The organism is Pseudomonas sp. AC112 (assembly GCF_979253545.1).
In genome coordinates this window covers 64,986-85,750 of record NZ_CEEDCM010000001.1, presented here as the reverse complement: position 1 = coordinate 85,750, position 20,765 = coordinate 64,986, and the positions used below count along the sequence as shown (strand labels likewise).

The 20,765-nt window shown below is 62.3% G+C and carries 15 protein-coding genes and 4 tRNA genes; 7 read left to right on the top strand and 12 right to left on the bottom strand.

Going from position 1 to position 20,765, the window contains the following annotated elements:
* Positions 1-46 precede the first annotated feature (46 nt).
* From sugE to rdgC, 3 genes are all read right to left on the bottom strand, one after another.
* Positions 47-361, bottom strand: a complete 315-nt coding sequence (gene sugE, locus AC0IYN_RS00415; protein ID WP_010211634.1) for a quaternary ammonium compound efflux SMR transporter SugE — start codon at positions 359-361, stop codon at positions 47-49.
* 106 nt (positions 362-467) lie between these two features.
* Positions 468-1,433: a bile acid:sodium symporter family protein gene (locus AC0IYN_RS00410; protein WP_406598886.1), complete on the bottom strand. Its 966-nt coding sequence runs from the start codon at positions 1,431-1,433 to the stop codon at positions 468-470.
* Between the two features lie 156 nt (positions 1,434-1,589).
* Complete coding sequence (gene rdgC, locus AC0IYN_RS00405) at positions 1,590-2,510, bottom strand: recombination-associated protein RdgC (RefSeq protein ID WP_406598885.1); 921 nt, start codon at positions 2,508-2,510, stop codon at positions 1,590-1,592.
* A 159-nt stretch (positions 2,511-2,669) separates the two neighbouring features.
* On the opposite strand from rdgC, the gene AC0IYN_RS00400 reads away from it, so the two are divergent.
* Both AC0IYN_RS00400 and AC0IYN_RS00395 read left to right on the top strand, forming a co-directional pair.
* A tRNA-Val gene (locus AC0IYN_RS00400) sits at positions 2,670-2,745 on the top strand.
* Between the two features lie 19 nt (positions 2,746-2,764).
* Positions 2,765-2,841: transfer RNA gene (locus AC0IYN_RS00395), tRNA-Asp, on the top strand.
* A gap of 144 nt (positions 2,842-2,985) precedes the next feature.
* Here AC0IYN_RS00395 and AC0IYN_RS00390 read toward each other — a convergent pair.
* The 3 genes from AC0IYN_RS00390 to AC0IYN_RS00380 all read right to left on the bottom strand — a co-directional run bounded on the left by AC0IYN_RS00390 (position 2,986) and on the right by AC0IYN_RS00380 (position 7,005).
* On the bottom strand, positions 2,986-5,418 hold the full coding sequence (locus tag AC0IYN_RS00390; RefSeq protein ID WP_457239941.1) for a TonB-dependent siderophore receptor: 2,433 nt from the start codon (positions 5,416-5,418) through the stop codon (positions 2,986-2,988).
* Between the two features lie 78 nt (positions 5,419-5,496).
* A complete protein-coding gene (locus tag AC0IYN_RS00385) occupies positions 5,497-6,480 on the bottom strand; it encodes a FecR family protein (RefSeq protein WP_471844719.1) in 984 nt (327 codons plus the stop codon).
* 6 nt (positions 6,481-6,486) lie between these two features.
* Positions 6,487-7,005, bottom strand: a complete 519-nt coding sequence (locus AC0IYN_RS00380; RefSeq protein ID WP_406598883.1) for a sigma-70 family RNA polymerase sigma factor — start codon at positions 7,003-7,005, stop codon at positions 6,487-6,489.
* A 200-nt stretch (positions 7,006-7,205) separates the two neighbouring features.
* Between AC0IYN_RS00380 and AC0IYN_RS00375 the strand changes: the two genes are divergently transcribed.
* The 5 genes from AC0IYN_RS00375 to AC0IYN_RS00355 all read left to right on the top strand — a co-directional run bounded on the left by AC0IYN_RS00375 (position 7,206) and on the right by AC0IYN_RS00355 (position 12,425).
* A tRNA-Val gene (locus tag AC0IYN_RS00375) sits at positions 7,206-7,281 on the top strand.
* A gap of 19 nt (positions 7,282-7,300) precedes the next feature.
* Positions 7,301-7,377: transfer RNA gene (locus AC0IYN_RS00370), tRNA-Asp, on the top strand.
* A 304-nt stretch (positions 7,378-7,681) separates the two neighbouring features.
* Positions 7,682-9,265 carry a BCCT family transporter gene (locus tag AC0IYN_RS00365; protein WP_406598882.1) on the top strand — a complete coding sequence of 528 codons (1,584 nt, stop codon included), beginning with the start codon at positions 7,682-7,684 and terminating at the stop codon, positions 9,263-9,265.
* A gap of 86 nt (positions 9,266-9,351) precedes the next feature.
* Positions 9,352-11,361 (top strand): CocE/NonD family hydrolase, encoded by a 2,010-nt coding sequence (locus AC0IYN_RS00360; RefSeq protein WP_471840124.1) that lies wholly within the window; start codon positions 9,352-9,354, stop codon positions 11,359-11,361.
* Positions 11,362-11,444: 83 nt separating this feature from the next.
* Entirely contained in the window at positions 11,445-12,425 is a 981-nt protein-coding gene (locus AC0IYN_RS00355) for a LysR substrate-binding domain-containing protein (RefSeq protein WP_406598880.1), read from the top strand.
* Here the strand turns inward: AC0IYN_RS00355 and AC0IYN_RS00350 are convergent.
* The 6 genes from AC0IYN_RS00350 to kdpF form a co-directional block, all read right to left on the bottom strand.
* Entirely contained in the window at positions 12,385-13,077 is a 693-nt protein-coding gene (locus tag AC0IYN_RS00350; RefSeq protein WP_406598879.1) for a response regulator, read from the bottom strand. The two genes, AC0IYN_RS00355 and AC0IYN_RS00350, sit on opposite strands and share 41 nt — an antisense overlap.
* A complete protein-coding gene (locus AC0IYN_RS00345; RefSeq protein ID WP_406598878.1) occupies positions 13,074-15,743 on the bottom strand; it encodes a DUF4118 domain-containing protein in 2,670 nt (889 codons plus the stop codon). Before AC0IYN_RS00345 ends, AC0IYN_RS00350 begins: the two co-directional genes overlap by 4 nt.
* Before the next feature lie 72 nt (positions 15,744-15,815).
* The gene (gene kdpB, locus AC0IYN_RS00340; protein WP_471840121.1) at positions 15,816-17,888 is read right to left on the bottom strand and encodes a potassium-transporting ATPase subunit KdpB; all 2,073 of its coding nucleotides are present in this window, start codon (positions 17,886-17,888) and stop codon (positions 15,816-15,818) included.
* 3 nt (positions 17,889-17,891) lie between these two features.
* Positions 17,892-18,539, bottom strand: coding sequence for a K(+)-transporting ATPase subunit C (kdpC, locus tag AC0IYN_RS00335; RefSeq protein WP_406598876.1), 648 nt, complete (start codon positions 18,537-18,539; stop codon positions 17,892-17,894).
* 10 nt (positions 18,540-18,549) lie between these two features.
* Complete coding sequence (gene kdpA, locus AC0IYN_RS00330; protein ID WP_406598875.1) at positions 18,550-20,256, bottom strand: potassium-transporting ATPase subunit KdpA; 1,707 nt, start codon at positions 20,254-20,256, stop codon at positions 18,550-18,552.
* 107 nt (positions 20,257-20,363) lie between these two features.
* The gene (gene kdpF / locus AC0IYN_RS00325) at positions 20,364-20,462 is read right to left on the bottom strand and encodes a K(+)-transporting ATPase subunit F (RefSeq protein WP_406598874.1); all 99 of its coding nucleotides are present in this window, start codon (positions 20,460-20,462) and stop codon (positions 20,364-20,366) included.
* Positions 20,463-20,765: the final 303 nt, after the last annotated feature.

Below are 20,765 nucleotides of genomic sequence, written 5' to 3'. Positions count from 1 at the left end.
TCCTACAGGTCGATGGCGTCCGTTTGAACGCCATCGACCGCACGGTTCAGGTGCTGATTTTCAGGCCAATAAGCCCACAAATGATCAACGCCACGCTAGCCAACCGGAACAATGCCATGGATTCCCCAAACAGGATGATCCCGGCAATCACGGTGCCCACGGCGCCCACGCCGGTCCAGATGGCATAGGCGGTGCCCAGCGGCAGTTCCTTCATGGCCAGCCCTAGCAGGCCGAGGCTGACGGCCATGGCGGCAATCGTCAGGGCGGTGGGAAGTGGCTTGCTGAAACCGTCGGTGTACTTCAGGCCGACGGCCCAGCCGACTTCAAACAGACCTGCGAAAAACAGAATGATCCAGGACATGATGACCTCCTAACACTAGGTGGGGTCGTCCCCGGATTAGTCGCTTGAGCGCGTCGCGGGGTCGTCCCCGCGAAGCGCATTAGAGTGCCGAAAAGTACTCGGCTGATCAAGTTTGCGGGGTGTTCTCCAGCTCGCGACGGTCTTCCTTTTCGCTCATGCGGCGGAAGTAAGTCGACAGCAACGCACCGGAGATATTGTGCCAGACACTGAATAAGGCACTCGGCACCGCCGCCAGCGGCGAAAAGTGCGCACTGGCCAGCGCGGCGCCCAGCCCGGAGTTCTGCATGCCCACTTCCAGCGCCAGCGACTTGCGCTGCGCCAACGGCAACTTGAACACGCGGCCGGTGAAGTAACCCAGCAGGTAGCCAAAGCTGTTGTGCAGCATCACCACGGCCATGATCAACAGGCCCGACTCGGCGATCTTCGCCTGGCTGGCGGCAACCACCGCCGCGACGATGATCACGATGCTCACCACCGACACCAGTGGCAGCACATCGACCGCATGCCGAACCCGATCGCCGAGCACGCGTTGCGCCAACACGCCGAGCACGATCGGCAGCAGCACCACTTGCAGGATCGACCAGAACAGCTCCATGAACGACACCGGCAGCCAGGCCGAGGCCAGCAGCCAGATCAATGCCGGCGTGAGCAGCGGGGCGAGGAGGGTGGTGACGGCGGCGATGGCCACCGACAACGCCAGGTCGCCACGGGCCAGCCAGGTCATTACGTTGGACGAGGTGCCGCTTGGGCAGCAACCGACCAGGATCACGCCGACGGCGATTTCCGGGGGGAGATGGAAGGCCTGGCACAGCAACCACGCCACGCCCGGCATGATCACGAAATGCGCAACCACGCCCAATGCCACACGCCAGGGGTGGCGGGCGACCTCGGCGAAGTCATCGAGTTTGAGGGTCAGCCCCATGCCGAACATCACCAGGCCCAGCAGCGGGACAATGGCGCTTTTAAGGCCAATGAACCAGCCGGGTTCGAGGAAGGCAACGACGGCGAAAATCAACACCCAGTAGGCGAAGGTATTGCCGACGAAGCGGCTCAAGGCGGCGAGTGCGCGCATGGGGATGGCCCTAGTTGTTAGATTTTGAAGTGTAAACGCGGTCAAATGTAGGAGCGGGCTTGCTCGCGAATGCGGTCTGCCAGTCACTGAGTTTGTTGACTGATCCACCGCATTCGCGAGCAAGCCCGCTCCCACATTTTTTGATCTTCACACGGTTTAGATACCCTGCGGAGTCTCTTCACCGCCCAATGCTTCAACCAGCGCCGGCAAGAAGTCGCCGAACGTCAGCATCATCAGGGTAAAGCTCGCATCCAGTTGGCCCAGGGCTTCTTCTCCGCCGTCCTGTTCCGCCTGGTCTTGCAGCAGGTCTTCGAACTTCAGGCGCTTGACGGTCATTTTGTCGTCGAGCATGAAGGACAGCTTGTCCTGCCAGGCCAGGGCCAGTTGGGTCACGACTTTGCCGGTGGTCAGGTGCAGTTGGATCTCTTCGCCGGTCAGGTCCTGGCGCTTGCAGCGCACGATGCCGCCGTCTTCGTGGGTGTCGCGCAGTTCGCACTCGTCGAGGACGAAGAAGTCATCGGCCGGCTTCTGGGTGGTGACCCAGTCGGTCATGATTGCGGTTGGCGCGGTTTTCACCGTGAGCGGGCGAACCGGCAGGGTGCCGATCACTTCACGCAGGGTCGACAGCAAGTCTTCGGCGCGTTTCGGGCTGGCGGAGTTGACCAGGATCAGGCCTTGTTTCGGCGCGATGGCCGCGAAGGTCGACGAGCGACGGATAAAGGCGCGGGGCAGGAAAGCCTGGATGATTTCATCCTTGATCTGGTCGCGTTCCTTTTTATAGACCTTGCGCATTTGCTCGGCCTCGATCTCTTCGACTTTCTCTTTCAGTGCGTCACGCACCACGCTGCCCGGCAGGATACGTTCTTCCTTGCGCGCGGCGATCAGCAGGAAGTCACCGCTGACGTGAACCAGGGGAGCGTCTTCACCTTTACCAAAAGGCGCGACGAAACCGTAAGTGGTCAACTCCTGGCTTGCACAAGGGCGCGCCAGTTTGGTGGCCATGGCCGCTTCCAACGCCTCGGCATCAACAGGCAGATCTTGGGTCAGGCGATAGATAAGCAGGTTCTTGAACCACATGGGGTGAGTCTCTCCTTTATACAAAGGGGGGCATTATTGTCTTGATAACGCCCCAGGCCAACCCTGCCTAAGCCATTGGAAGCTATCAAAAAAAAGATTTCAGAAAGTGCTTGCCAGACTTAAGGTCGCTCCGTAGAATGCGCGCCACACCGAAACGAAGGGTGATTAGCTCAGCTGGGAGAGCGTCTGCCTTACAAGCAGAATGTCGGCGGTTCGATCCCGTCATCACCCACCATTCGTTTCATGTGTTACGCGCAGCGGTAGTTCAGTCGGTTAGAATACCGGCCTGTCACGCCGGGGGTCGCGGGTTCGAGTCCCGTCCGCTGCGCCATATTCGGTTACCTGGAACGCTGAACGCCAGGTCACCACAGGAAGCCCGCTCATTGAGCGGGCTTTTTGCTGTCTGAGCTTTGCAAAAGCCGATAAAAACGCCGCCGATCATCGAAAATGATCGGCGGCGTTTTTTATTGGGGGTCTAGAAATCCCAGCGGGTGGTCACCATGAAGTTGCGCGGCTCGCCGTAAGCGGCGGAGTTGTAGAAGCCGATGTTGGTGTAGTAGTGCTTGTCGAACAGGTTGTTGACGTTCAGCGTGGCCGACAGGTTTTTGCTGACCTGATACTTGGTCATCAGGTCCACCAGCCAATAGGCGTCCTGGGAGAACTCTTCGTATTGGCCGTGCGGGTTGTTGTAGATGTCCTGCCAGCCCACGCTTTGCCAGCGCACGCCACCGCCGACGGTCAGCTTGTCCAGGTTGCCCTTGAGCTTGTAGGTGGTGAACAGCTTGACCTGATCTTCAGGTTCGAAGGTGGAGATCTTCTCGTCCTTGTCGTCGCGCACCACCTTGTGGGTGTAGCCGGCCTGGAGTTGCCAGCCAGGTGCAATCTCGCCGGACATCTCCAGCTCATAACCTTTGGTGACGGCCTTGCTGCTCTTGTAGGCGTAGTTGTTCGGGATGGGCGTCTGGTTGTTGTACTCGTCATCCGACAGTGCGCGGTTGGATTCGTGGATTTCAAAGTAAGCCGCGCTGGCGTTCAAGCGACCGTCGAAGAAGTCGGCTTTCATGCCCAGTTCCCAGTTCTGGCCTTCGTCCGGCTCAAGCAGCTTGTTGTCTCGATCGCGGTTGTAATTCTCCTGCGGCATGAAGATATCGGTGTAGCTGGCGTATACCGAATAGGTGTCGTTGAGGTCGTACACCGCACCGATGTAAGGGACGAAACGCCCGGACTCACGGTAGTTGGGGTTATAGCCCGTGACCTGATAGTTGACCACGCGTCCGCCCAGCAGCAGCTTGAGGTCGTCGGCGAGGTTCAGGCGCGTGGTCACATAAGCGCCCGTCTGGCGCACGGTGTCGTCGGTCAGTGATTGCGCGCGGCCCCAGTCCGGTATCGTGGCGTGGCCGTGCCAGTTGTTGAAGTCGACAATATTGGGGGAGAGGTTCCAGTAGCCTTTGCCTTTCCATTCCGAGGCGCTGATAGAACCGCCCAGCACCAGTTCATGTTCGCGACCGCCCAGGCTGAAGGGGCCGCTCACGTACAGGTCGGCGGAATCGCTGACGGTTTCCCCGGTGTACTTGCCCGAGGTGAGTTGTGCGGTGCCGTCGGGCTGCGGCTGGTCACCCTGGATCGAGCCCATCAGGGCGTGATAACCGTTGATCTTGTGATCCAGTTGCAGCTTGGTCACCCAGCCATTGCCCAGGTCGTGTTCGAGCATTGCAAATACGGTGCGGGTGTATTGCTCCCAACTGCTCCAGTCGGCAGCGTTGTTGAACGAGCGCTTGACGCTATTGCTGTCGCCTTTGGAGTTGATCAGCGGGAAACTGCCCGACCACGAAGAGCCCTTTGGCAGCGTGTCTTGATAGTCACCGCCTACCGTCAGCAGGGTATCGGGTGACAGGTCGAACTCCATGATGCCGTAGTACGTCGGGCTCTGGCGCGAGTAGTGATCCATGAACGAATGCTTGTCCTGGTAGGCCGCTACGGCCCTGCCACGCACGTTGCCACTTTCGGTCATGGGGCCGCTCACATCCAGCTCGCTGCGGTAGTTGTCCCAGGAACCGGCACCGAGGGTCGCATGCCCCTTGAAGTCGGCGGTGGGTTTCTTGCGCACCAGGTTGATCGTCGCGCCCAGCGAGCCCGCGCCAGTGAGCAGGCCGGTGGCGCCCTTGAGCACTTCGACACGGTCATAGATCGCCATGTCGCTCAGGGTGTTGCCCGCCGAGTAAGCGACGTTGCGCGCCGTGGACGGAATGCCGTCGTACTGGAAGTTATTGATGGAAAAGCCCCGGGCGTAGTAGTTGGTACGCTCGGTGTCGAAGGCTGAAACGGTGATGCCGGGTGTGTGGCGCATCACGTCATCGACGTTGTTCAGGCCGAAATCATCCATGTGCTGGCGGGTGACCACCGACACCGACTGTGGGGTTTCCTTGGGCGTCAGCACCATCCGTGTGGCGGTGGCGATCGTGCCGGGCGTGTAGGAACCGGTGTCTTCGGTGACGTTGCCGAGTTGGTTGCCGCTGACCTGGGTCGGGCTCAGCTCCAGGCTGCCGTCGCCGGCGGTGGGGGCGGGTTGCAGTGCATAGACCTGATCACCTTTTACCGCGCGGTAGCCGCTGCCTTGCAACAACCTGTCGAAACCGTCCTGGATCGCGTAATTGCCTTTCAGGCCTGGGCCATTGAGGCCTTCCAGTTCGTGGGACTGGAACACGATCGCCACACCGGCCTGCTGGGCGAAGCGGTTGAGCGAACTGCCCAGCGGCCCGGCGGGGATGTCATAGGTCTGGGCTGCAACGCTGACGGCATCGGCTTGGGCCATGCTGATGTTCAGCGTTGTGACGGTGAGCATGGCCAGGGACAGCGGCGCGCTTTTCAGTAGCCGAAAGCGTCCGCGCGGGTAGGAAGGGGTGTGCATGGTGAAGGCAGTCCTTTATGTGTCGAATTACCTTCCTTGACGGGCAGCCTCGAAAAAACCGGAAGCAAATGCGAATAATTATTTATTGGGCGGTGTCTCGGGGCTTACCACGATCAACCAAGGGGTGAAGGCCCGCACCTGGATCGGCAACGTTTGCGCGAGTAATTGCAGGGCATGGTCACTGTTATCCAGAGGGATCACGGCAGACACTCGCAGGCCTTGCAGCGCACGGCGATCAAATTGCACGCGGCCGGCGCGATGCCGGGCGATTTCGTCCAGGACCTCGGGCAACGGCTTGTTCTCCACGACCAGTTGATGGCGACGCCAGGCTTCGTTGATGCTGGTCGGGTCGACAGTGCCGGCCAGGCGAACCTCGCTGGAACGCATCAAGGCTTGTGAGCCTGCGTCGACTTCCAGCGTCTGCTCGCCGTTGGCACTGTGTGCGGCCACGCGGGATTCGAGCATGCTCAGCACGGTGACATCACCGTCCCGCTTGACCACAAACCGTGTGCCCAGCGCACGCAGGGTGCCTTGAGGCGTCTGCACGACAAACGGCCGCGTGGTGTCGTGGGCCACCTGCACCAGGATTTCGCCTTGCAGCAATTCGATGCGGCGTTGTTTGCTGTCGAAATGCAGGTTTGCCGCGCTGATACCGTTGAGGGTCAGCATTGAGCCATCCGCCAGTTGCAGGGTTTGCCATTGGCTTGGCCCGTTGCGCACATCGGCCATCCATTGCTGCGGATAAGGGCTGACCAGCAACGCCGCTGCCGGAATCGCCAGGCTGCAGGCCACTACCAGCGCGCGCACGGCGTTCTTGCGTCGACGGTTTTTGGGCTGGTCAAAGGCGGCGTTCAGCGCCGCCCGTGCCGGGGCTTTTTTGCCTCGCAGGGCCTGCATGCGGGCGATAACGGCTTCCATGCGGGCGGCCGCTGCGGCGTGTTGCGGGCTTTGCTGTTTCCAGCACTCGAACGCCAGTCGCTGGGCCTCGTTCAGTTCGCCGTCGTGCAGGCGCAGCAGCCATTCGGCCGCTTGTTGTTCGATCTGTGGGTGGGCGTCCGGCATGCTCAATCAAGTGTCCATACTGTGGCCGCAATGCATGAGCGCCTGGATCAGGTATTTGCGCACGGTGCGTTCCGACAACTTGAGCTGTCGGGCGATTTGCTGTTGGGTCATTTCTTCGAGGTAGTACAGCACGAATGCCTGGCGCGAGTATTCGTGCATGCCTTCCAGGATAAACGCGATCTGTTCGAGGGCTTCGAGAGTGGTGTGGATCTGCTCCGGGGATTGAAACCCTTCCAGCGCGTCCACGGTGAGGGCCAGTTCCTGCAGATAGGCCTGTTCAATCTGCCTGCGCCGCGCCTGGTCGATGAGCAGTCGCCTGGCGGTGGTGCTCAAATACGCCCGGGGCTCGCGAATGCCAGCAACCGATTCGCGCGCGTTCAGAATGCGTGCAAAGGTATCCTGCGCCAGGTCGGCTGCGTTGTGCCGGCAGCCCAGCTTGCGGCGCAGCCAGGTGAGCAGCCAGCCATGATGCTCGCTGTAGAGCTGGGTAATTTCCCGTTGGAATGGCGGTTCACCCACAGACATAGGCGTGGCTCAGGCGTTATTGAGAATGGTTTTTAATTGTGCGGCCAAGCCACGGGTAAACGCAATAGACTCGCGTTTGAGGGCGCAGAAGCCCGTTTTTGCTGGGGTTTGCCCTGGACGAGAAAATATTTCAAATAAAGTGCATTTAAATCAAGACATTGCGGATTTTTGGTGTATGATGCCGCCCACACCGAAACGAAGGGTGATTAGCTCAGCTGGGAGAGCGTCTGCCTTACAAGCAGAATGTCGGCGGTTCGATCCCGTCATCACCCACCATTCGTTTCATGTGTTACGCGCAGCGGTAGTTCAGTCGGTTAGAATACCGGCCTGTCACGCCGGGGGTCGCGGGTTCGAGTCCCGTCCGCTGCGCCATATTCGGTTACCTGGAACGCTGAACGCCAGGTCACCACAAGAAGCCCGCTCATTGAGCGGGCTTTTTTTCGTCCGCGATTTATCCTCCCGGCGCCTTGCCGTTGTGCACTGCCTAGTTGCCCTGAACTGTGCTGGTGCGCCATGACGTGAGGGAATACCCCCATGCACATTGGTTGATTGCGCCCTCGGCCGCTTAAACGTTTATTAATAGCCACGCGAAGACTTCCAGGCGAGTGACTGGCAGCAGGATGCTGCCGTACCCGCTCATTCACATAAAAATAGTCTGCAAGGGGAATGGCTCTACATGAAATATCCACTGCGTCCGTTGGTGTTCTGGCCAACTTTCCTGATCCTGCTGGCGGCGGTGATCGCCAGCTACGTCGACCTGAATGCCTTCCTGGCGGTCAGCAAACAGCTCAACAACCTGATCCTGAAAAACTTCTCTTGGCTGTTCAGCGCCGGCTCGTTTGCGATGGTCGTGCTGACCGCCATCGTCTACTTCTCCGCGCTGGGCAAGGTGCGCATCGGCGGTGAAGACGCCCAGCCCCTGCTGAGCAAATGGCGTTGGTTCATGGTGGCGCTGTGCACCACGCTGGCAGTGGGCGTGCTGTTCTGGACCACCGCCGAACCGCTCTATCACCTGTACGGCCCACCCACCAGCCAGCCAATCGAAGCGGGCAGCTCGGCGGCCAAGAGCTTTGCCATGTCGACGATGTTCCTGCATTGGACCATCACGCCCTACGCCATCTACCTGGTGCCCTCGCTGGTGTTTGCGCTGGTGTTCTATAACCGTCGCAGCAACTTCTCCATCGGCGCCATGCTTGAGCCGCTGCTGGGGGCGGCGCGGGTCAAGCGTTACGCCGGGCTGATCGACACCCTGGCGATGTTCGCCCTGGTGGCCGGCATGGCCTCGTCCCTGGGCACGGGTGCGTTGACCCTGGCCGGTGGCCTGGCCCAGTACATCGGCGGTGAAACCACGCCGTTTCGCCTGGCTATCATCATTGCGATCATCGTCATCACCTTTGTCGCCTCGGCCGCCAGCGGCCTGCAAAAAGGCATTGTGATGCTGTCCTCGTTCAACACCTGGATCATGCTGGCCCTGGGGCTGTTCGTGCTGCTGTGCGGGCCGACCTTGTACATGTTCAGCCTCGGCGTCGAGTCCCTTGGCGTTTACCTCGACACCTTCTTCAGCCGCAGCCTGTTCACCGGCGCCGCCAGTGGCGATACCTGGCCGTACAGTTGGACGGTGTTCTACTGGTCGGTGTGGTTTGCCTGGGCGCCGGTGAGTGCGCTGTTCCTCGGCAAGATCGGCCGTGGCTATACCGTGCGTGAGTTCATCCACATCAATATGCTCTACCCGGCGTTGTTCACGGCGGTGTGGATCTGCATCTTCTCCGGCACCAGCCTGTACTTCGATGCGCTGGGCGACGGCAGCCTCAACCGGGTGTTGAACGAGCAGGGCGTGGAGCACGTGCTGTACCAGATGTTCCAGCAATTGCCGGCCAGTGGCCTGATGATCGCGTTCCTGCTGTTTGTCGCGTTCATCTCTTTCGTCACCGCGGCCGACTCCAGCACCGACGTGATCGCCAACCTGTGCAGCAAAGGCGTGACCGCCGATTCCGACCTGGACGGCAACCCGCTGCTGAAGATTGTCTGGGGCCTGATCATCGGCTCGGTCTCGTGGGTGATGGTCGCGTTCGTCGGCATCGACGGGGTGAAGATGCTCTCCAACCTCGGCGGCTTGCCGGGCATGATCCTGGTGTTGCTGGCCAGCACCTCGTTGATCTTCTGGCTGAAGAACCCGGCGCTGCTCGATGTGAAAAACGTCCGGCCGGCCACCGAGCCCGAGCTGCGCGGCGCCAGCCCCGTGGCGGAATTTGCCCGCTAGACCCAACCACCTGTGTGCCTCCCCACGCGCTTCCCTGCGGGCGTGGGGGAGCCGTTTGTTCGCAATAAACGCGTTTGGAGTTACCGATGGAAATCGTTACCGAGTTTGCCTACAAGGTCGGTGAAATCGAGCACTGCCTGATCCCCATGAAGGACGGCACCCAACTGGCTGCCCGTATCTGGCTGCCCGAAGTCGCCGGCTCGCAGACCTTCCCGGCGATCCTGGAATACCTGCCGTACCGCAAGCGCGATGGCACCGCCGTGCGTGATGCGCTGACCCACCCGTGGATGGCGGGGCAGGGCTATGTGTGTGTGCGTGTGGATATGCGTGGCAATGGCGAATCCCAGGGGTTGATGGCCGATGAATACCTGCTGCAGGAACAGGAAGACGCCCTCGAAGTGATCGACTGGCTGTGCCAGCAACCCTGGTGCGATGGCAATGTCGGCATGATGGGCATCTCCTGGGGCGGCTTCAACGGCCTGCAAGTCGCGGCACGCCAGCCCGAGGCGCTGAAGGCGATCATCACCCTGTGCTCCACCGATGACCGCTTTGCCGACGACATCCATTACAAGGGCGGCAACCTGCTGATGGAGAACTTCGGCTGGGCCGCCACCATGCTCAACTTCAGCGCTGCCGTGCCCGATCCTGTGCTGGTCGGCGACGGCTGGAAAGATCTCTGGCACCAACGCCTGGACGCCATGCCGTTGCTCGCCGAGACCTGGCTGCAGCACCAGACCCGTGATGACTATTGGCGCCATGGCTCGGTGTGCGAGGACTATTCGAAGATCAAGGCAGCGGTCTATGCCGTGGGCGGGTGGGGCGATGCCTACCGCAATACCGTCTCGCGCCTGATGGAAAACCTGCCAGGGCCGAAGAAGGCCATGATCGGTCCGTGGATTCACAAATACCCGCATTTCGCCGTGCCCAATCCTGCCATCGGCTTTCTGCAAGAAGCCAAACGCTGGTGGGATCACTGGCTCAAGGGCGTCGATAACGGGGTGATGGATGACGCAGCCTGCACTTTTTACCTACAGGATGTTCTGCCGCCGAAGGGCAGTTACGCCGAACGGCCGGGTATCTGGGTGCAGACTGCGGGCTGGCCGGATCCGCAGGTGCAATGGCGCGATTTCAGCCTCGGCGAACACGGCTTGATTGCTGGCGTACAACCTTTGGCCGCACCGCGCAGCATTTGCTCGCCGCTGACCACCGGCCTGCACCAGGGTGAGTACTGCGCGATCTGGTTTGGCCCTGATGGCCCGACGGACCAGCGCCGGGATGATGCCCACTCGCTGTGCTTTGACTCCCAACCCTTGACCGAACCTTTGGCGCTGCTGGGCGATGCGCGCCTCAAGCTGCGCGTGGCCAGTGATACATCCTGTGGTCAATTGGTCGCCCGGTTGAACGCAGTATCCCCGGAGGGCCACGTCACGCAGATCAGCTACGGCGTGCTCAATCTCACGCTGCGCGAGGACCTTTCCCACGTAACACCTGTAGTCCCGAATGAACCGATGGACGTGCAGTTAAACCTCGACCACATCGGCATGCGCCTGCCCGCCGGCTACCGTTTACGCCTGGCGTTGAGCACCGCGAGTTTTCCGCTGCTGTGGCCGAGTCGCGAGCTGACCACCCTGACTTTGCTGCCGACACTGCAAAGCCTGCAACTGCCGGTATTCAACGGCGAGGCGGTGGACTGCCCGTTCGAAGCGCCACAGTCGGCGACCCCGGTCGCCATGGAAGTCCTGCGCGCCGCCGCGCCGAAACGCACGTTGATCGAAGATATCGGCAGTGGTGAAGTCTGCGTCAAAATCGAGGATGACCTGGGCGCGGTGCGTTTTATCGACCACGGCCTGTCGGTGGACCAGCGTTGCACCGAGCAATACCGCACCTTGCCCTGGGACCCGCTGTCGACGCGTGCCGATATTCAGTGGCACTACCGCGTGGGCCGTGACCAGTGGGCCGTGGAAGTGGAAAGCCTGCTGAGCGTGCACGCCGATGCCGAGTGGTTCTACATCGAAGCGGAGCAGACCGCCTGGGAAAACGGCCAGTTGGAACACCGTCGGCAATGGAGTAAACGCGTGGCCAGGGTCGCGCTGTGAGCGGGCAACTGGCAGGATGCCTGCCAACGTGATCTCTGCGGGCCTGGGCAAACCTAGGCCCGTGACTGCCAATGGACCTGCTCATGTCGCGCCGAAACGTCGATCTTCCGCCCCTCAACTGCCTGCAGACCTTCGAGGCGGCTGCCCGCCATTTGAGCTTTACCCAGGCGGCCCATGAGCTGAACCTGACCCAGAGTGCGGTCAGCCGCCAGGTCAAGCGCCTCGAAGAAGACCTGGCCCGCCCGCTGTTTTACCGGCTGGCCCAGGGCCTGAGCCTGACACCCGCCGGGGTCCGATATTTCCGCACTATCCAGCGCCTGTTGCGTGAGCTCGACCGTGAGTCTGCCGAGTTGCGCCGGCGTGGCGCCGACCGCCAGCTGACCCTGGCCAGCACACCTACCATCAGTTCGGTCTGGCTCGCCGGCCTGTTGCCGCAGTTCCAGCGCGAGCACCCGGACCTGGACATCCGCATCCTGTGCAGCGAAAGCCCCAGCCACCTGGACGTCAGCGAGTATGACCTGGGCCTGTTCTATCACCTGGATGAACTGGCCGCGCCCCTTGGCCTGGAGTTGTCGCCGGTGTTCGACAGCGAGCAGGTCATCACCGTGTGCAGCCCCGGCTACATTGAACGCCACGGCCCGATTCGCGATCTGCACCACTTGTTGCACGCTCACACCTTGTTGATCGTCGAGGACCACTACCACGACTGGCTGACCTGGACCGACTGGTTCGCCGATGCCGGCGCCGACTACTACACCCCGCGCCATGCATTGCGTACCAACAGCTATCAACTGTTGATGCAATCGGCGGTGATGGGGCACGGCGTTGCCCTGGGCTGGAAGCGTTTGCTGGAGGCCGACCTTGACGCCGGGCGCCTGCAAATGGCCTTGCCCCATACCATGCACAGCCGTGGCCGCCTGCATTTGATGCAACCTCACCATCGCAACCCGCCCTTGGCGGTGCGCAGTTTCCGCCAGTGGTTGCTCGCCCATGCCAGTCTCACCAACCGCCATGAGCCGGACGCTACACGCCCACCAGCCGGTAACCCACCTGCAACTCGGTGATGAAATGCTGTGGCTGGGCAGGGTCGGCCTCAAGTTTTTGCCGTAGATGCGCCATGTGTACGCGCAGGTAGTGCGCGCGGTCGACGTAATCCAGGCCCCAGACTTCCAGGAGTAACTGCCGGTGTGTCAGCACCCGGCTCTGGCCGCGAATCATGGCGCAGAGCAAGCGGTATTCGATGGGCGTCAAGTGCACCGAATGGCCTTGGCGCGCCACTTCATGGGTCGCCAGGTCGACTTCAATGTCGCCGAACGCGACCTTGCTGGTGGCCGCCACGGTGCCGGTCTGCCCATGCCGGCGCAGCTGGGCACGGATGCGCGCGAGCAACTCGGGCACGCCGAAGGGTTTGGTCAGGTAGTCATCGGCACCGGCATCCAGGGCGGCGACTTTCTCCTCTTCGCGATCACGCGCCGACAGCACCAGAATCGGCACCGACAGCCAGCCGCGCAGTTCGCTGATCAATTGCTTGCCGTCGCCATCCGGCAGGCCGAGGTCGACGATCACCACGTCAGGCTGGCGACTGGCGGCATGAATCAAGGCGCGTTTGACGCTGTCGGCCTCGAACACCTGAAAGCCTTCATCCTGCAGGGCGATACCGACAAAGCGGCGGATATTGGCCTCATCCTCGACAATCAAAATACGTGCTGTGCTCATAGGGGTTCCAGGGAGGGCGGGATGCCCGCCGGTAGCGTGATGATGAAATGCATGCCGCTTTGGCGACCGGGGCGGGCTTCGATCTGGCCGCCGTGTGCCTCGACGATGCGTTTGGCGAGTGCCAGGCCCAGGCCGATGCCCGCGATGGACGACTCCTGCTGGCCGCGCGCGAAGGGTTCGAACAGATTGCTCGGCGCGCGGCCAGGGCCGGTATCGCTGACTTCCAGCACGATGCTGTCCCTCGTCTTGCTGGCGCTGACGGTAATGGCAGTACCGGGCGGGGTGTACTTGGCGGCGTTATCCAGCAGGTTGACCAGCACCCGTTCGATCATCAGCGCGTCCACCTCCACCAGGGGCAATTGCGCGGTCAGCGTGGTGCGCACGACGTGTCGCGCCAGTGGCTCACGCAACTGGCGCAGCGCACTGCCAACGATCTCTTCCAGGGAGTGCCATTGCCGGTTCAAGCGCACACCGCGCTCTTGCATGCGCGCCATGTCCAGCAGGTTTTCGATCAGGCGCTGCATCGAGGTGGCTTGTTCGTGGATGCCCTGCAGCAGCTCGGCCAGTGGACCGGGCGGCGCGTGGGGCAGGGCGGTGTCGGCGGCGCCGATCAGGGTGGTCAACGGGGTGCGCAGGTCGTGGGAAATGGCGGCGAGCAGGGTGTTGCGCATTTTTTCACCCTCCATCTGCACCAGGGTGCTCTGGGCCACTTCGACAAAGTGCACACGCTCCAGAGCGATCGCCAATTGGCTCATGCAAGCCTCCAGCAGGCGGCGCTCCTGCGGGTCATTAAGGCGCTCGCTCTGGGCAAGTTCCAGCACCAGCACGCCGCGCACACGCATCGGCGCCTTGAGCGGCAAGTAGCAACCCTGGGCTGCCGACAGCGTGTCGGTTCCCTGGCCGGCGGCCTGCCCATGGTCGTAGGCCCATTGGGCGATGCTGTCGTCTATCGGCAGGCCGCCCGCGCCTGCACTGTGCACGCCGTCGGCGGCGTCCGGCAGGGCCAGGCCGACCCGTGCTTCGAACACGCCACTGAAGGTCCGCAGGGCCACTTCGCTGATTTGCTCCACGGTCAGCGCGGCAGACAAGTCGCGGGCGAGTCGCGCCAACGAGGTCGCGCGTCGTTCTCGCGCCGCGGCCGTGCGGGCTTCGTGGCGCAGGCGGGCGGTGAGTTGCCCGGTGATCAGGGCGATGCCGAGCATCAGCGCAAAGGTGAAGAAATACTGGGTGTCGTTGACGGTGAACGAGTAACGCGGCTGCACGAAAAAGAAGTCGAAACACAGCACCGCGAGCATCGCCGCCCACACACCCGGGCCGCGCCCATAACGCAGGGCCACCAGCACGACGGTCAGCAGGAACAGCATGACCACGTTGGCCAGGTCGAACACCTGAAGCAGCAATGCGGCGATGGCGCTGGCCGCGAAACAGGCCAGGCTGGCCCAGAGGTAGGCCAGCCGTGTGCCGGGTTGCGCGGTGGTTTTTTCGGTGGCGGGTGGCTGGCTGGGCAACAGCCCATGGGCAATCACGATCTGGTCGATATGCGGGTGATGGCGGCTGATCCGATCACTGACCGATTGATGCCACAACCGCCACGCCTGGCGTGGGTGATGGCCCAGCACCAAGCGGTTGGCATTGTGTTCACGGGCACAGGCGGCCAGGGCTTCGGCCACGTCCATGCCCGGCAATGTTGCGGTATCGGCACCGAACTCACTGGCCAGGGCCAGGGTTTTCATGGCGGTCAGGTAACGCTTGGCACCGCGCCCATGCTCGGTGGCCACGTGCACCACGATCCAGTCGGCTTCAAGTTTTTGTGCCAGGCGCGCAGCCTCGCGCACCAGTCGCTCATCACCGCTATCGCCGGCTACGCCCACCAGCAAGCGCTCACGGGCCGGCCATAGCGTGTTGATCGAGCGTTCGCGGCGGTAAGTGCGCATCTGCCTGTCGACCCGGTCGGCCGTGCGCCGCAAGGCCAGTTCGCGCAAGGCCAGCAGGTTGCCTTTGCGAAAGAAATGCCGCGACGCGCGCGCCGCCGCCGGGCCCAGGTACACCTTGCCCTCCTTGAGGCGCTGCAGCAGATCATCGGGCGGCAGGTCGATCACCACCACTTCGTGGGCGTTGTCGAACACATGGTCCGGCACGGTTTCGCGTACGCGAATACCGATGATTCCACTGACCAGGTCGTTCAGGCTTTCCAGGTGCTGAACGTTGAGCGTGGTCCACACGTCGATGCCGGCGCTGAGCAATTCTTCGACGTCTTGCCAGCGTTTGGGGTGGCGTGAGCCAGGGGCGTTGCTGTGGGCCAGTTCGTCCACCAGCACCACGCCAGGGCGTTTGTTCAGGGCGGCGTCGAGGTCGAATTCCTCGAGTGCGAACTCGCGGTGCAAGAGGGCGGCGCGGGGGAGTTGCTCCAGGCCGTGGAGCAGGTCGGCGGTCTCCGTGCGGCCGTGGGTTTCTATCACGCCCGCGAGTACGTCGCGGCCTTGGGCGACTTCCCGGTGGGCCGCCGTGAGCATGGCGCAGGTCTTGCCCACGCCGGCGTTGGAGCCAAAGTAGATACGCAGTTTGCCGCGCAAGGCGGCCTGTTCTTCCTGCTGGACCCAGGCGAGCAAGGCGTCGGGGTCGGGGCGTTCATCGGGTGGGGCGTTGAGTCGTTTGATAGTTGCCATTAGCCAACCTGTATGTTTGAAATCACAAGATCCCTTGTAGGCGCCGGCAAGCCGGCGCCTACAAGGGATGTGTTACACCAGGCCCAATCCCGTCAGCAGCATGTCGATCAGCTTGATCCCGGCAAACGGCACCAGCACGCCACCCACGCCGTAGACCAGCAAGTTGCGGTTGAGCAACGCCGCCGCGCCAATCGCCCGGTAGGTCACGCCGCGCAAGGCCAGCGGGATCAGGGCGATGATGATCAGCGCGTTGAAAATCACCGCACTGAGAATCGCCGAGTTGGGGCTGGTCAGGTGCATCACATTCAAGGCGCCCAGCTGCGGATAGGTCGCGACAAAGGCCGCCGGGATGATCGCAAAGTACTTCGCCACGTCATTGGCCACGCTGAAGGTGGTGAGGGCGCCACGGGTCATCAGCATCTGCTTGCCCACCTCGACCACTTCGATCAGCTTGGTCGGGTTGCTGTCGAGGTCGACCATGTTCCCGGCCTCTTTCGCCGCCTGGGTGCCGCTGTTCATCGCCACCGCCACGTCAGCCTGGGCCAGCGCCGGCGCATCGTTAGTGCCGTCGCCGGTCATGGCCACGAGCTTGCCCTGAGCCTGGTAGTCGCGGATCAATTGCAGCTTGTCTTCTGGACGAGCCTCGGCGAGGAAGTCATCCACACCGGCCTCCACGGCGATGGCGGCGGCGGTCAGGCGGTTGTCGCCGGTGATCATCACGGTCTTGATGCCCATGCGGCGCAGTTCGGCGAAGCGCTCCTTGATGCCGCCCTTGACCACGTCCTTGAGCTCAACCACACCCAGCGCCTTGGCGCCGTCCGAGACCACCAGCGGGGTGCTGCCGCGCCGTGAGACTTCATCAACTTTCGCCTGCAGCGCTGCCGGAAAACTCCCGCCCAAGGCTTCGACATGGCTGCGAATCGCATCCGCCGCGCCCTTGCGAATCGCCCGGCCCTGGGGCAGGTCGACGCCGCTCATGCGGGTTTGCGCGGTGAAGTGCACAAAGCTGGCGCCGAGGGCGTTGATGTCCCGCGCGCGTATGTCGAACTTCTGTTTGGCCAGCACCACGATGCTGCGGCCTTCCGGAGTTTCGTCGGCCAGGGAGGCCAGTTGCGCCGCGTTGGCCAGGTCGGCTTCCTTCACCCCGGGTGCCGGCAAAAAGTGGCTGGCCTGGCGGTTGCCCAAGGTGATGGTGCCGGTCTTGTCCAGCAACAGCACGTCCACATCGCCGGCCGCCTCGACCGCGCGGCCTGAGGTGGCGATCACGTTCGCCGACATCATCCGGCTCATGCCCGCCACGCCGATGGCCGAGAGCAGGCCGCCGATGGTGGTGGGGATCAGGCACACCAGCAATGCCACCAACACCGTGGCGCTGATCACGCTGCCGGTGCCGCTCATGGCCACGGCGAAGATCGAGTAGGGGCTCAGGGTGGCGATCACCAGCAGGAACAGCAGGGTCAGGCCCACCAGCAGAATCGTCAGCGCGACTTCGTTGGGGGTCTTCTGCCGCTTGGCTGATTCCACCATCGAGATCATGCGGTCGAGGAAGGACTCGCCGGGGTTGACGCTGATCCGCACCACCAGCCAGTCCGACAGCACGCGGGTGCCACCGGTGACCGAGGAAAAGTCGCCACCGGCTTCGCGGATGACTGGGGCCGATTCGCCGGTGATCGCGCTTTCATCCACCGACGCGACCCCCTCAATCACCACGCCATCCAGCGGCACCAGGTCGCCGGCCTCGATCAACACCACGTTGTCCTTGCGCAGTTGGCTGGCTTCCAACGGCAGCCATGCACTGCCGTGACGGGGTTGCTGCAGCAGTTTGGCCAGGGTCTGGCGTTTCATGCCCCGCAGGCTGGCCGCCTGGGCACGGCTGCGGCCTTCGGCCAGGGCCTCGGCGAAGTTGGCGAACACCACCGTGAACCACAGCCACAAGGTGATACTAAGGATAAAGCCGCTGGGCGCTTCGCCCTGGCCGCCCAGGGACTGCAGCCACAGCAGCGTGGTGAGGATGCTGCCCAGGTACACCACGAACATCACCGGGTTTTTCCATTGGGCCTGGGGCAGCAGCTTCTTCAGTGCATCGACGCTGGCAGTGAGCAGGATGCGTCGGTCAAACAGGGGCAAACGGGCATTCTTCATCATGTCTTACTCACTGACCGCGATGGCGGGCTGACGAGCATCCAGCGCCAGGTTGAGTTGCAGCACGTTGACCCGCGGCTCGCCGAGCAGCCCCAGGGTGCGGGCGCTGGTGTGCGCGCTGAGCAGTTGCAGCAGTTCGGGCTCCGGGATGTGCCGCAGGCGGGCGACCCGTGCCAGTTGCAGGCGCGCGTTGGCCACCGAGATATGCGGGTCGAGGCCCGAGGCGGAAGCGGTCACCGCATCCACGGGCACCGGGGCGTCGGCGGCGAGGGCGTTGTCCTGGCGATAGGCCTGGACCCGCGCGGCCACCTGGTCCACCAGTTTCTGGCTGGTCGGGCCGAGGTTACTGGCGCCGCTGGAACCTGCGTTGTACGGCTGCGCGATGCTTTTGCCCGGGTCTTGCGGGTCGGCCCCCAGGGTCATGCTCGGGCGGCCGTGGAAGTACTGGGGCTGGGTGAAGTGCTGGCCGATCAGGGTTGAGCCGATCACCAACCCATCGCGCTCGATCAGCGAGCCGCGAGCCTGGAACGGGAACATCAGTTGTGCGGCCACGGTGGTGAACGCCGGGTACGCCAGCCCCGTCAGCAGCATGAAAAACACGGCCGACACCAGCACTGGGCGCAGGAGGCCTTTGAATAGCGGTTGAGTGGTCATCCTCATGTCCTCAGTTGTACGTCTGGCCGGAGAGCAATTGCAGTTGCTCCACCAGCGGGCCGAGCGCGAGCGCCGGCAGGAAGGTCAGGCCACCGACCACCAACACCACAAACACCACCAGCAGCATGAACAGCGGGGTCGCGGTCGGGATGGTGCCGGCACCGGCAGGCACGGTCTTTTTCATTGCCAGGGAACCGGCCACGGCCAGCATCGGCAGCATCGTGAAGAAGCGCCCGACCAGCATCGCCAGGCCAATGGTGGTGTTGAAAAACGGCGTGTTGGCATTGAGCCCGGCAAACGCCGAACCGTTGTTGGCGGTGCCGGAGGTGTAGGCGTACAGCACTTCGCTGAAACCGTGGGGGCCGAGGTTGTTGAGGCTGGCCATCGTGTCCGGCCACAGGGCGGCGAGGGCAGTGAAACCGAGAATGCTGATGGGGTGCGCGAGTACCGAGAGCATCACCAGTTTCATCTCCCGCGCCTCGATTTTCTTGCCGAGGAATTCCGGGCTGCGGCCGATCATCATGCCGACCAGGAACACCGTCAGCAGGGCGTACTGGATCAGGTTGATAAAGCCCACGCCGTCACCGCCGAACACGCAGTTGAGCATCATCTGCGCCAGGGGCACGAAGCCGCCCATGGGGGTGAGCGAGTCGTGCATGGCGTTGACCGAACCGGTCGTTGCCGCTGTGGTAGTCGCGATAAACAGGCTGCTGTCGGCGATACCAAAGCGCAACTCCTTGCCCTCCATGTTGCCGCCGCTTTGTTCCAGCGTCAGGGCCTGGTTGGCACCGGCCTGGGTCAGCAGCGGGTTGCCGCTTTGCTCGGCGCCATAAACCAGGGCGAGGAAGCCGATGAACATCACCAGGAAGGTGCCGAAAAACACCCAGCCCTGACGACGTTGCACCAGCATGCTGCCGAAGGTGTAGGTCAGCGCAGAGGGAATCAACAGCATGCTGAGGATGTGCAGGATGTTGGTCAGTGGCGTCGGGTTTTCGAACGGGTGCGCGGCATTCATGCTGAAGAAACCGCCGCCGTTGGTGCCGATATGCTTGATCGATTCAAAGCTGGCGACTGCGCCGACGATCATCTGTTGCTGCGCGCCCTCCAGCGTGGTGGCCAGGGCTTGGGACGCAAAGGTCTGCGGCATGCCCTGCCACACGTAGACCAGCGCCATGCCTACGCACAGCGGTAGCATTACCCGGTAGAGCGTGCGCGTGAAGTCGACCCAGAAGTTGCCGATATCGGCCGAGCTTGAGCGGCTTAAGCCGCGAATGAAACCTGCGGCAGCGACGACACCGGAGGTGGCGCCGACAAACATCAGGAACGTGATGACCGCCATCTGGCTGAAGTTCGACAGGCTGGTTTCACCCGAGTACGCCTGCCAGTTGGTGTTGGTGATAAAAGACGCGGCGGTGTTGAACGCCAGGTCCGGGGTTTGGGCGGCCAGCCCCAATGGGTTGATCGGCATCACCGCCTGCAGGCGCAGGACCAGATAACCGAGCAGCATCATCGCTGCGTTTGCCAGCAACAACGCCGAGCCGTAGCGAGCCCAGCCCATGGTTTCGCGTGGGTCAATGCCCAGCAGGCGATAGGTAAAACGTTCCGGCAAGGCATGGCGGGTGCCGGTGAACACCCGGGCCAGCCACTTGCCCATCAGCACGGCGAGCCCGGTCATCAACCCCAGGACCAACGCAAATTCCAGCACAGTGCTTAACATGTCGTGGCTCCGTTCAAATCTTGCCCATGGCGACAATGGCCATGGCAGTCGCTGTAAAAAACACCAGGCAGAGGCCGATAAACATCAGGTCGTACATGGCCCGCTCCCTAGAATTTTTCAGCACGGATGAGGGCGTAGCCCAAGTAGACGAACAGCCCCACGGCGCACAAGCCGCTGGCGATATAGATGAAGGTCAGTGTGAACACGGTGGAACTCCCCTTGTTGAATAAGCCGGGGAGGTTAGGCGCTTGGGTATCAAGCTCGGGCACTGATTACGGGGGGCGGTATTAAGACGGTATATAGATGAGGTTTCGGCTGGCGAACGAAAAAAAGGGATATTCCGCTGCGCGGGTATCCCTTGGAAAACTGGGGTTCTGCAGATGGTTAAAGCGCCGCTTATTTGGCTTTCTTTTTCTTCTCGCTACGGGTGGCGAGGTGTTCGAAGCAGAATGCAGCCGTGCCGAAGAGTGCAATCATTGACAGGACGACCATGCCTAAAGTTGAACTTT

What these genes read in the sequence shown, in the direction of transcription:
- AC0IYN_RS00385 (WP_471844719.1), bottom strand. Translation starts at nt 6,480, where the DNA reads ATGCCGGACGCCCACCCACAGATCGAACAACAAGCGGCCGAATGGCTG.
- AC0IYN_RS00345 (WP_406598878.1), bottom strand. Translation starts at nt 15,743, where the DNA reads ATGGCAACTATCAAACGACTCAACGCCCCACCCGATGAACGCCCCGAC.
- rdgC (WP_406598885.1), bottom strand. Translation starts at nt 2,510, where the DNA reads ATGTGGTTCAAGAACCTGCTTATCTATCGCCTGACCCAAGATCTGCCT.
- kdpB (WP_471840121.1), bottom strand. Translation starts at nt 17,888, where the DNA reads ATGATGAAGAATGCCCGTTTGCCCCTGTTTGACCGACGCATCCTGCTC.
- AC0IYN_RS00350 (WP_406598879.1), bottom strand. Translation starts at nt 13,077, where the DNA reads ATGAGCACAGCACGTATTTTGATTGTCGAGGATGAGGCCAATATCCGC.
- AC0IYN_RS00360 (WP_471840124.1), top strand. Translation starts at nt 9,352, where the DNA reads ATGGAAATCGTTACCGAGTTTGCCTACAAGGTCGGTGAAATCGAGCAC.
- AC0IYN_RS00410 (WP_406598886.1), bottom strand. Translation starts at nt 1,433, where the DNA reads ATGCGCGCACTCGCCGCCTTGAGCCGCTTCGTCGGCAATACCTTCGCC.
- AC0IYN_RS00365 (WP_406598882.1), top strand. Translation starts at nt 7,682, where the DNA reads ATGAAATATCCACTGCGTCCGTTGGTGTTCTGGCCAACTTTCCTGATC.
- AC0IYN_RS00355 (WP_406598880.1), top strand. Translation starts at nt 11,445, where the DNA reads ATGTCGCGCCGAAACGTCGATCTTCCGCCCCTCAACTGCCTGCAGACC.
- AC0IYN_RS00390 (WP_457239941.1), bottom strand. Translation starts at nt 5,418, where the DNA reads ATGCACACCCCTTCCTACCCGCGCGGACGCTTTCGGCTACTGAAAAGC.
- kdpC (WP_406598876.1), bottom strand. Translation starts at nt 18,539, where the DNA reads ATGACCACTCAACCGCTATTCAAAGGCCTCCTGCGCCCAGTGCTGGTG.
- AC0IYN_RS00380 (WP_406598883.1), bottom strand. Translation starts at nt 7,005, where the DNA reads ATGTCTGTGGGTGAACCGCCATTCCAACGGGAAATTACCCAGCTCTAC.
- sugE (WP_010211634.1), bottom strand. Translation starts at nt 361, where the DNA reads ATGTCCTGGATCATTCTGTTTTTCGCAGGTCTGTTTGAAGTCGGCTGG.
- kdpA (WP_406598875.1), bottom strand. Translation starts at nt 20,256, where the DNA reads ATGTTAAGCACTGTGCTGGAATTTGCGTTGGTCCTGGGGTTGATGACC.